Genomic DNA, 881 nt, shown 5'->3' with positions numbered 1-881 from the left:
TGCTGACCTTGATCTTGCGTACCAGCTTGTAACGCTTGTCTGCGTTGGCCGATACCTTGTAGCCGAAGTAGGACTTGCCATGCTTCTTGGTCCAGCGCGCGTCCATATCTTTCTGCCGGCGTTTCGCGCTCTTGGTCGGCAAACAGACTCGTCTTGATCATGAAATTAGGTCAGCAACGTGGAGCCGCTATGATGCCACGGCTGCGCCGGTTTTTCGAGGTGCCCGTCTGTTGTCAGCAGCGGTTGTAAACTGATACACGCAGCGATTAAAAACTGATACACCGATTTGAGAAGATGGCCGCTTTGCGGAGCGGCCTTGAAACCCAAAGAGGTGTACGTGGAAGTTCAACTACTGAAGAAGCATGGGTTAAGCCTGCGGCAGATCGCCGCCGAGGTGGGCTGCGCGGTGAACACGGTGCGGCGGCACTTGGCCCTCGATGCCGTGCCTAAATACGAGCGCAAGGTGAAACGCCAGACGAAGCTGGAGCAGTTCGAACGGTATCTGAGGGAGCGCCAGACGGCCGCACACCCGGATACGATTCCGGGGACCGTGTTGTACCGCGAGATCGCGGCACGCGGTTACCAGGGAGGCATGAGCCAGCTGCGCGCGTTCCTGCGGACGCTGCGTCCGGCACCGCCTGCGGATCCGGTGGTGCGTTTCGAGACGGCGATGGGCGAGCAGATGCAGGTCGACTGGGTCGAGTTCCGCAAGGGCAGCACTCCACTGCACGCCTTCTGCGCCACCCTGGGCTTCAGTCGGGCCAGCTATGTGGAGTTCGTCAGCAACATGAAGGTGGAAACCCTGATCGGTTGCCACGAGCGTGCCTTTGCCGCGTTCGGGGGCGTGACGCGCCGGGTCCTGTACGACAACATGAAGACGG

At 60.2% G+C, this 881-nt stretch carries 1 protein-coding gene and 1 pseudogene; one reads left to right on the top strand and one right to left on the bottom strand.

Annotated elements, in window-relative coordinates; all coding sequences use genetic code 11:
* Nucleotides 1-133, bottom strand: a pseudogene (locus F0185_RS34085) (IS5/IS1182 family transposase); the annotation flags it as partial.
* 183 nt (nt 134-316) lie between these two features.
* On the opposite strand from F0185_RS34085, the gene istA reads away from it, so the two are divergent.
* Nucleotides 317-881: IS21 family transposase (gene istA / locus F0185_RS34080; protein ID WP_167233122.1), on the top strand; the 565-nt coding region annotated here is incomplete at its 3' end.

Origin of the sequence: Massilia rubra, assembly GCF_011682065.1 — a bacterium.
In the GTDB taxonomy this organism is placed as follows: domain Bacteria; phylum Pseudomonadota; class Gammaproteobacteria; order Burkholderiales; family Burkholderiaceae_D; genus Telluria_A; species Telluria_A rubra.
Note: the sequence above shows the minus strand (reverse complement) of the source record. Positions and strands in the feature narration are given on the sequence as shown.